General features: G+C 54.0%; 6 protein-coding genes and 1 pseudogene. 6 read left to right on the top strand and 1 reads right to left on the bottom strand.

Features of this window, described 5'->3' with window-relative positions; translation table 11 throughout:
* Nucleotides 1-111: 111 nt before the first annotated feature.
* Nucleotides 112-1,251: an IS110 family RNA-guided transposase gene (locus RX395_RS09390; protein ID WP_316367169.1), complete on the bottom strand. Its 1,140-nt coding sequence runs from the start codon at nt 1,249-1,251 to the stop codon at nt 112-114.
* An 844-nt stretch (nt 1,252-2,095) separates the two neighbouring features.
* Here RX395_RS09390 and RX395_RS09385 point away from each other — a divergent pair.
* The 6 genes and pseudogenes from RX395_RS09385 to RX395_RS09365 all read left to right on the top strand — a co-directional run bounded on the left by RX395_RS09385 (nt 2,096) and on the right by RX395_RS09365 (nt 9,850).
* Complete coding sequence (locus RX395_RS09385; protein WP_117807058.1) at nt 2,096-3,022, top strand: DUF4365 domain-containing protein; 927 nt, start codon at nt 2,096-2,098, stop codon at nt 3,020-3,022.
* A gap of 577 nt (nt 3,023-3,599) precedes the next feature.
* The gene (locus RX395_RS09380; protein ID WP_117807057.1) at nt 3,600-4,727 is read left to right on the top strand and encodes a hypothetical protein; all 1,128 of its coding nucleotides are present in this window, start codon (nt 3,600-3,602) and stop codon (nt 4,725-4,727) included.
* An 80-nt stretch (nt 4,728-4,807) separates the two neighbouring features.
* Nucleotides 4,808-7,018 (top strand): N-acetylmuramoyl-L-alanine amidase family protein, encoded by a 2,211-nt coding sequence (locus RX395_RS09375; RefSeq protein ID WP_316367166.1) that lies wholly within the window; start codon nt 4,808-4,810, stop codon nt 7,016-7,018.
* Nucleotides 7,019-7,282: 264 nt separating this feature from the next.
* Nucleotides 7,283-8,035: pseudogene (locus tag RX395_RS10290) on the top strand (glycoside hydrolase family 25 protein); the annotation flags it as partial.
* 27 nt (nt 8,036-8,062) lie between these two features.
* A complete protein-coding gene (locus RX395_RS09370) occupies nt 8,063-9,016 on the top strand; it encodes a hypothetical protein (RefSeq protein WP_241154645.1) in 954 nt (317 codons plus the stop codon).
* Between the two features lie 339 nt (nt 9,017-9,355).
* Complete coding sequence (locus RX395_RS09365; protein WP_316367163.1) at nt 9,356-9,850, top strand: hypothetical protein; 495 nt, start codon at nt 9,356-9,358, stop codon at nt 9,848-9,850.
* Nucleotides 9,851-9,971: the final 121 nt, after the last annotated feature.

Below are 9,971 nucleotides of genomic sequence, written 5' to 3'. Positions count from 1 at the left end.
CCATACGGCGAGGGCCGCGCCCCCGGTCCCCGGGGCGCGGCCCTCTTGCTTAAACTGCTCAATTTTTCGTGCTCACGGTGCTTATTTCCCGGTGATCACTCGGACCACTTCTTAGTGAACATCAACAGCGTAGATGACCTTCAGCCTCTTTCGTGCCAGCGCCTTGAGCGCCTTGCCGTGCGGCATGCCCCGCTCTCGGCACCTAGCGTAGTAATCGCCCCATCTTCCCTCTGTCCGGGTAAGGCAGTTGCACGAGAATATGAGCAGGTTCTTCAGCCTCTTGTTGCCGTGGCGCGATGCCGTCACCGAGGAGATCGAGGTCCCCGACTGGCGGTTGCGCGGCGCCAGGCCGCAGTACGACGCGAGCCTGTCGTGGCTTGGGAAGTCTTCGATATCTATGGAGATCGCGAGCTCGGAAGCGGTTTTGGGGCCGATCCCCGGCACCGTCAGGAGGCATCGGTAGGTATCGTCGCCCTCGAGGAGGGCGGATATCTCCGCCGTGATCACATCGATCTCCGCCGAGTTCTCGGAGATCCTGCGCGCGAGCAGCCTCACCGCCCGGTCCTCGGCGGCGATGGCCGCCGCGTCCGGCCTTGTCGAGGAGGCCGTCGAGCGGACGAGGGCCTCGATCTTGCCGCGCGCCGCCCCGCGCGTGAGCGCCGCCGCCCTGCGGGGCCCGGCGTCGGCCACCGACCAGGCCCCGCCGAGGGATGCCATGAGCCTCAGCTGGGGACCGTCGGACAGGTCGACCAACGCCTCGAAGGCGGGGCACGATTCCAGCAGGATGCTGCGCAGCCGGTTCTTGCTCCTGGTGTTTTCGCAGGTCAGGAAGTTTCTCTGGGCGGCCAGCGCCCTCGCCGCCGCGACCGTCGGGCCCGGATCCCCGACCGGCAGGAGTGCGTCGGGGATGCCCAGCGCCGTCTTCGCGATGACCATTGCGTCCCGCTCGTCGGTCTTGGCGTCGCCGGCGAAGAGCCTGGCGGCCCCGTGTGCCGCGAGTCCCGGCAGGTACGCCGCCGACATCCCGGCCGCCTTGGCGCGGGCGAGCGCGAGGGCGCCTATGTTGCGCGACTGGTCGACGACCACGAGCGCGTCGGGGAAGCGGCCGAACAGCGAGTCCAGATCGCCCTCCCTGTTCGCGACGGGGGCGCTCAGCAGTATCTCGCCGTCCCGGGTCGCGACGCATGCCCAATGGGACAATTTCCCGACATCGAGCCCGATGACGGCTTCCGGCATTCTAGGTGGTGCCACGGTGTTATCCTCCAATCGGTAGGCCGATCGGAACCCCTCCCTGCGACACCCACATTACCTGGCCGTGGCGCTTGCGCCCGGCAGTTTCCTATCAGTCGTCCGGAGCGGCGAGCGCCCCCGGTGGCAACACCCCCCGGGCCCTCTACGGGGCAGGGGCAGACGGCCATCCGGAGGCGCCCGATCGGCGGCCCCTCGGGGCTTGCCCGTATCGTAGGCAATGCGCCGAATGCTCGCCATCGAAATTTATCGGTGGCCCACTTCAGACTGTAATGGGGGTGATGACGTCTGCCTGACGCAAAACGGCTTTCGCACTAGAATCTGAAATAACCACAAGGAAGGTTCTTGAGAAGGATGAGGACCGCAATGTAGATCTTAGCGGACGCCGCGCCCGACATGTTCGCTGAGCCCCACCTCAGCGACGGGACGATCGACAGCTGGTGCTTATCCGCAGGCTCTCCGATCAGGTGCTTAATTCGATCATAGAAGCCGAGGCCGGTCAGCTTCACTGCAGTGGCGTGAACAGCCGGAACATCTATTGCGAATGTATTCTTAAGACCTGCAGCGTCGACATTGTCGTTGCTCTCTACTATGAAGTGACTCAAGTGGTCACCGGGAATTGAGCCCGTGAGCACGAAATACTGAGCAGTTTAATCAAGAGGGCCGCTTCCCGGGGACTGGGGGCGCAGCTCTCGGCCAATGGTTTCACCGGGTGGTTACTCTGACGTGCTCGAGCAGGAAGGATGGAGGAGATGGTCCATGCCCCTGGACACAGTGAGTGCTATTGTTTTATTGGTTATTGTGTCCTTAACCGCTTATTCGATATCAACTGACATGCAGTCTAATTATGTTGGTTGTTATCTTTATTTTGTCGTTATTAGGTGCTCTTGCGCTAAGGCTGATGGAGCTGATTTTTATGGCATATCCTCCGAAACGTCCAAATAGCCACATAATTGATACAGAGGCATGCTCTTTCGTCACCTCCCTTATGCCTTCTGAAAACTGGGTTGTTCGAGACTTAACAGAACGTGATTTTGGAATCGATAAAATTTTTGAGCGCTTTGAAAACGGATTCGCTACTGGTGAATTAATGGCAATTCAGGTGAAGGGAACAAACAAGCCACTCGAAGATAAACCTGAAATTCCATTTTCCATTGATACGAAGACGCTTTTATACGCTGAAATGTTTGCAATACCTTTTCTTTTAATTAGATGTTCTTTAGCGGATGATGGAGCGTGCTATTTTGTCTGGTTGCAAGAGTATATTCGTGTTCGATTGAATTTCGATAATTCGTCTTGGCGAAAGCAAAGGTCAAATACTATTTTAATTCCAACTTCTAATAGATTGGGCGATACCTCTGCTGAAAGTCGGTTAATCCATATCTCTCGGTTTCCAAAAATGAAAGAGTCATGGATCAAATATTATATAAATACATGTGATTTAGCGTATCGACTTCCGAATTATATTGAGGATGATACCGTCACATTAGATTTCGCAATACAATACGTTTTGCCTGTTCTTGATAGCCTTGAGAAGGCTAATAACATGCTTGGTTTAATTTCCAACCACTTTGTCGCTACTAAATTGAGCCAAGCTATTGAGCTTGGAAAACGTATATGCGACAAAGAGTTTGAAAGCGAATTAACTGATTCGTTTTTTAAATTCGTTTGCCTGTGTTCTGATGTACGCAAATCTATAGATGTGCTATCACTTAGATTCGATGTCGATCATATGAGGTTTTTATATGAGTCCGAAGGCATGGCGGAGTATTAGTGCTCTGTTTTTTCTGCGGGTTGAATGTAATGCGGGATTTCTTGTCGGATACTTTAATCTACTGCTTATCTTCAAGAAAGACCTGAAAGGTATTTTGTTTGACTACGTTTGTGCCTAAGTTGCTTTGAAAGCATGGTTTTTAGAGAATAATCCCCGAGCCTTGCTCCGTGTGGCGGCACGTAAAAGTTGTACTGTGCTTGGGCAGGTAAAAGTCCAAGACGATTAGATATCCGAGAGGATATCGAGCCCGCGTCGGGGAGATAAGGTGAGTCCGCGCCGGGGACTTTAATTCCGGCGGCAATTAGGTTTCCGAAAGGATGCCGTGGCTGGCAGCCAGCAGAAAACCGCTCTACACACTCCTTCCGCGTGCCGCCTGCTCAAACGATTTGCGCCGAAAAGGATATCCGGTTTGTGCCATAAGACGTTGCTGTCGACAATGCACGGGACGGCAAGGACGTGGCGGCTCTCATCAAATTGCAGTCACAAAGATACCTTTTATCGATTCCCTGTTGAAAAACTAAATTGATAGTCTGAGAATAACTTAAGAGAGCCTTAAATCTCGGAGAAAGGATGTCGTATGAATAACCTTCGAGAAAGATGGCGAGGACTAACAGCGCTGGGAGTTGCTGTATTTGCCGCCGCCTGCATGACGGTTGCCCCGGCGCCCTCATTTGCTGATATTGATTCTCTCGTTGGTCTTCAATATATTGATCATAGCGAGTCTCGCAATTTGACAGGTTTCTCTGTTTCTCGTCCTGCTGGAACGTATTATTTCGACAACGATGGCTCGATGCAGACCGGACTCGTTCGGTGCGAGGACGGCAACCTTCGCTATTTCGATCCCGAGACTGGCGTCATGGTCACGAACCAGTGGTATAACGATTACGAAGCCGTTTGGTACTATTTTGGCGCTGACGGGACCGCGGTGTCGAACTGGCAGCTTATCGGCGGGGATTGGTACTACTTCTATCCCGAAAACCACGATATGGCATACGGCCGAGTTCAGATTGATGGCAAAAACTACTTCCTGAACACCCCTGGCGCCAATGCTGATGGCCGCATGCAGCATAGTGGCTGGATTTATGACTCCATCTATGGAAAGTGGCTCTATGCGACTTCCAGCGGCGAGCTGTTGACCGGTTGGCATAATATCGGTGGAACTTGGTACTATTTCAATGAGTACGGTGTCATGCTAACTGGCTGGATCAACGATTCGGGCACCTGGTACTACGCCAACGCCTCCGGCGCGATGGCCACTGGCTGGCTCAACATCGGCGGTGCGTGGTTCTATCTCGACGGCTCGGGCGCCATGGTCGCTAACGGCTGGCGCAGCCTGGGTGGCTCTTGGTACTGGTTCGACGATTCCGGTGCGATGGCCACCGGCTGGCGTCAGGTCGGCGGCGCCTGGTACTACTTTAGCGGTTCCGGCGCTATGGCCCACGACGCCTGGGTCGGCGACTACTACCTCCAGTCTTCCGGCGCCATGGCTACGAATGCCTGGGTTGGCTCCTACTATGTCGGCGAGGACGGCAAGTGGATTCCGGACTACGGTTTAGTTTGGTATAAGAGCGGTAGCGATGTTTACCATACGCATAAGTGTCGTACCGTTGGCAAGGACGCAAAGGGCTATTCGCAGATCTCTATCCAGGAGGCCCGGAAGCGCGGTGCTTTACGAGAGTGCAAGAACTGCCAACAAATTGGCTAACGCATTATTGAGCTAGTTTTGATTGAGGCCCCGTTGCCCTGAGGTGACGGGGTCGCTGCGTGAATGGATACCGTGCTGCTATGAAGAAATGCTCATTCGGGGTGTTGGTCTTTTCGGGCCTTGTTTCTTTGGGACTCCTTTTGGGTTCGCCCTCGATGTTATACGCCCTTGATTCGAATAACACTGACGAAGGTCCCGCATCTAACGTTGCTATTGCTTCTGTCGAGTCAGGCGTTGATGCTCAGCGCGAATCGACCTTCGCTGTCGAGCAGAACTCTCAGGTTGATAATGAGACCCCTTCTGAGGTTTCGAATCAAATTGTTTGGCATCAGGGGTGGATATCACCCGAAGAAGGGGCTGGTTATTGGCGTTGGGGCTTGTCCGACGGAACAATCGCTGTTTCTTCTTGGAGACACATAAACGGTAGCTGGTACTGGTTCGACGACGAAGGTCGAATGGCTCAGGATGGATTGGTTCAAGTCGGGGGTGCAACTTATGGATTCTTCTCTTCGGGTGCAATGCGTGTCGGCTGGTACCTAGATTCTACAGGCCCCACTTCTGCTTGGCGTTATTTCTCCGGTTCTGGCGCCATGGTAAAAGGCTGGCTTTCAGACGGCAGCAACTGGTATTGGCTGGATGATGAGGGCAAGATGGTCCACGATACAATGCTGCAGATCGGGGAAGCCACGTATGGATTCTCCTCTTCTGGCGCAATGCTTATCGGATGGCACCTTGATGCTTCCGTCTGGCATTATTTCTCCGGCTCTGGTGCCATGGTGAAAGGCTGGCTCTCGGATGGGGGTCGTTGGTACTGGCTTGATCCTGCAGACGGTTCTATGGCCACCGGGTTGAAAGAATGTAATGGCACTTCTTATAGCTTTAACAGCTCAGGGGCCATGCTCTCCTCCCAGTGGGCTCTTATTGACAACAACTGGTATTACGCTGACTCCAACGGCTTACTGCATGGAGGCTGGTTACTTCTAGGGAATTCTTGGTATTACCTGGATCCAGGAAGCCATATTATGCTCACGGGCTTTATGCAAGTGGAGTCGTCCACCTATTTCCTTACGAGTTCAGGCGCCATGGCAACAGGCTGGGCACTTGTTGATGGTACTTGGTATTACGCCGCATCAAATGGAGCTATTCAACGAGGACGATGGATAAAGTTCGGAAGCGCCTGGTATTACCTTGATGATGTATCCGGCGCAATGTGTACTGGTGAATTCGCGGTAGGAAACACGCGCTATTTTTCTTATGATTCCGGTGCGATGGCATCTTCGTGCTGGATTAACTTGAGCGACGGTATGGCATGGGCGAAATCGTCTGGAGCACTGAGCGAGCCGTTGCCTACTTCATCTGATGGATCTCCCGTAGTCGCTGATCGTGCTGACTCGTCTTCATTGCCAGGTGTGATTCATATTGGAGACGCGGTTTTCTATGCGGATGCAAACGGTGCCGTCAATGTAGCATCTGGTTGGATTATGTCGAAAGACGCTTCTGACGAAAGCGGCAATACTTGGTATTACGCATCTTCCAATGGTGTCCTTAAGTCTGGTTGGCAATATGTTAACGGTGCGTGGTATTGGATGGATCCTTCCACCTACAAGATGAAGACCGGATGGCTCAATGACCGCGGCACGTGGTACTGGCTTCAGCCTTCGGGCGCTATGTTTGCTAACGGGTGGCTGAAAATCGATGGCGTCGACTACTACTTCAATGCAAGTGGTGCATGGTTGAATACGTCTGGTTCTGTTTTGGGGGTTAATAGGTCCAGCCTGGTCAATTGGCTTATGAGCCACGAAAACGATGGCTATTACCGTGGAACACCCTACGATACGCATCTTAGCCAAGAAACATGCATGTATCCAAAGGGTGATCCTCGTTGGGATGGGTATACCGGTATGAACTGCGGCGGTTTTGTATCGCATGCGTATATGAAAGCGGGCGGTAATTTAGCTCCCATTGCCGCCGAGCAGAGCCATTCCCCTTGGAGTGGAGGTCCCGGAAGGGGCGGCTGCGTTAACGCTTATCGTTGGTACGGCTACGCTATCGATACGTGCGCGAACGTGACTTATTTCAACTCTATTGATGAGTTGTTGCGCAGTGGCTTGGCTCGTAAGGGGGACATTGTGTTCTTCAATCCTTACAACCCATATGCCGACGATAGCCACATTGGCTTTTTCTGGGGCAATTCGCCGAGCGAAAATTTGTTCTGGCATAGTGATGGTTATGGAAACCGCATCTCCGGTTTGACCGCTTTGGGTCCATCGAAAGTAATATTGATTCGTTAGAATTCTGAGTTGTAGGGGACTCTCTGGGTCCCCTACCTTTTTGACATCTAGTTTGAAAGTTTATTTGAAGTCGGTATTCTTGGGGGGTAAGAGTAGGGACTAGGAGTCCTTGGTTTCACCCTGCTGGGAAGTTCTTGTTTACATTGTGGTATTGCGTGCAGTTATTTGTCGTCCTAGAATGCATCTTGTCCAGTTGGATGTTCGGAAATCTTTCACAGCCATGCTGTAAGCTAAACGCAAACAAGAACGAATGACGAGGTTTACATGAGCAAACATCTTAAGTTATTTTCGGCATTGTTGGTGCTGATGGTCCTTGCGCCCATTTCTGTGTTTGTTTTCCCCTCGAACGCGGAAGCTGCGCGGTCCCTAGTTGAGAATTCCTGGCGTTATGAGGATGGGCAATTGGTCGCAGAGGATGCTTCTTCCGAAGAAGATGGAATAGCCTTATTGTCCATGGACATTCTTCCCGATGGGGCTACGGCGCAGGGCATCGATGTCAGTGAGCATCAAGGACGTATTGACTGGAATGCTGTTAAGGCTTCTGGTATCGATTTCGCTATTCTGCGTGTTGGATTTGGCGCTCCATCTTGGGGCGGTCGAGTTGACTATCAATTTAATCGAAATATTTCTGAGTGCGAGCGACTCGGAATTCCCTACGGCGTCTATATCTATTCATATGCTTTTGATAATCAGCAGGCAGCCGATGAGGCATCAATGGTGATCAATTGCCTTTCTGGACATAATCCAAGATTGCCGGTGTATTACGATCTTGAGGATAACTCGATAATTGCAAATGGACGTCAAACCGGAATTGCATCGAGGGCGCAGGTTTTTTGTAATAGGATTTCTGCCGCAGGATATGAGCCTGGTATTTATGCAAATTTAAATTGGTTTAACAACATTTTGACTGACTCTGTATTTAAGAGTAGCTCTTGGGATCATTGGATTGCTCAATATAACTCGCAATGTGACTATACCGGCAATTACAGTTTTTGGCAGTATAAGAGCAACGGAAAAGTCCTTGGAATCAACGGCAACGTTGATATGAACTACGCGTATGTTGATGTCTCCCTTTATCATTGGCAACTAATTGACAGCACCTGGTATTATGCAGCCTCCAACGGCAAGGCGTATGCCGGATGGTTGTTTCAGAGCGGCACGTGGTACTGGCTCGAGCCCGACGCGGGCGGTGCCATGGCAACCGGCCTTCACGAGTGCAACGGCTCCCTGTACTGGTTTAATTCGTCCGGCGCCATGGCGACCGGGTGGCTCCTCGACGGCGGTACCTGGTACTACGCGACGGGATCCGGCGCGCTGGCGCGCGGCCCCGTATCCGTCGGCGGCGTGCCCTACTGCTTCGACGCCCGGACGGGGGCCATGCTGACGGGCTACCAGACGGACGCGCAGGGCGTCCGCCGCTACTTCGGCAGCTGCGGCCCCCTTAACGGATGGGGCCTCGTCGACGGCTCCTGGTACTGGTTTGCGAACGGCATCGCCTCGACCGGCTGGCTTTACACCGGCGGCTCCTGGTACTGGCTCGACCCCGACGCGGGCGGCGCCATGGTGACGGGCCTTCACGTGTGCAACGGCTCCGCATACTGGTTCAACTCCTCCGGCGCCATGGCGACCGGGTGGGTCCTCGACGGCGGGACCTGGTACTACGCGACTGGCTCCGGTGCCCTCGCCTCCGGCTGGCTCAACCTAAACGGTACGTGGTACTGGCTCGATCCCTCGACGCACGTCATGGCCACCGGGCTCCATGGGTGCAACGGCTCCATGTACTGGTTCAACGGCTCCGGCTCGATGGCGACCGGATGGGTCCTCGACGGCGGAACCTGGTACTACGCGACGGGCTCCGGCGCGCTGGCCTCCGGCTGGGCATATGTCGGCGGCGCCTGGTACTGGCTCGACCCCTCGACGCACGCTATGGTTACTGGTGTTCAGCAGATCGACGGGGCACAATACTCTTTTGCTAGTAATGGTGCTTGGCTCGGCTAGCAACTCTTCTTTAATTGCTTTTTTCTAATTACATATTGCTCTTAGCTATCCATTTGTAGACTATGTTTATGTAAAAATTGGTTACTACTGGGGGCTGACATGGCAAGGAAAAAGCGAATAACATTAATCCTAATCATTCTTTCAACTCTACTGCTCGCTGGGCCCGGTGTGGTTGATATCGCGAACGCAGAATCCATAAGCTCCTTCATCCCTACTGATTTTGAGCAGCAATCCGTCTCCTCGACTCTTAATTCTTCCGATTCAATCAATGATGGGTCTGCTCAAGAATCCGTTAAATGGAATCAGGGTTGGAATTCGTTTGACGGTAACTGGTTCTATGTGGATTCAGTTAATCCAGTCTCGCTGCATTCTGGCTGGCTCTATACCAATGGGGCCTGGTACTGGCTCGACCCCTCGACGCATGCCATGGCCATCGGGCTCCATGAGTGCAATGGCTCCGCGTACTGGTTTGACGCCTCCGGCGCGATGGCGACCGGGTGGGTGCTCGACGGCGGTACCTGGTACTACGCGACGGGATCCGGCGCGCTGGCGCGCGGCCCCGTATCCGTCGGCGGCGTGCCCTACTGCTTCGACGCCCGGACGGGGGCCATGCTGACGGGCTACCAGACGGACGCGCAGGGCGTCCGCCGCTACTTCGGCAGCTGCGGCCCCCTTAACGGATGGGGCCTCGTCGACGGCTCCTGGTACTGGTTTGCGAACGGCATCGCCTCGACCGGCTGGCTTTACACCGGCGGCTCCTGGTACTGGCTCGACCCCGACGCGGGCGGCGCCATGGTGACGGGCCTTCACGTGTGCAACGACTCAGCGTGTTGATGTTCACTAAGAAGTGGTCCGAGTGATCACCGGGAAATAAGCACCGTGAGCACGAAAAATTGAGCAGTTTAAGCAAGAGGGCCGCGCCCCGGGGACCGGGGGCGCGGCCCTCGCCGTATGG

This window comes from Collinsella aerofaciens (assembly GCF_032584215.1).
Classification (GTDB): domain Bacteria; phylum Actinomycetota; class Coriobacteriia; order Coriobacteriales; family Coriobacteriaceae; genus Collinsella.
This window is presented reverse-complemented; position numbering and strand designations above follow the sequence as displayed.